We start from the raw sequence: 300 nt of genomic DNA on the forward strand, positions 1-300 counted from the left end.
CGCCCAGGACGGCCCGGAGGTCGCGCTCGCCGTAGAAGGGCGGCGCCGAGATCACGATCCCGGCCGCGGTCCGCGGATCCCGCGCCTGAAGGGCGTGCCCGTCGCGGACGACGCGCGCACCCGCGGCGATCAGAGTCGTGTTGGCGCCGTAGGAATGGCCGCCCGCCACGATCCGGCGCGGGTCGATCCGGCCTCCGAAGGCGCCCCCCTCCTGAACGAGGAAGCGGTCCAGGGCGAAGCGCAGGTCGCGCGCCCGGGCGATCGCCCCCCGTTCCTGCGCCGCCCGCTCGATCCGGTCGA

Annotated in this window: 1 pseudogene; it reads right to left on the bottom strand. The window is 76.3% G+C overall.

From position 1 onward, the window contains the following. Window positions 1-300 (bottom strand): annotated as a pseudogene (locus ACLBYB_RS33195) (acetylhydrolase); the annotation flags it as partial.

This window comes from Methylobacterium sp. D54C, assembly GCF_053345595.1.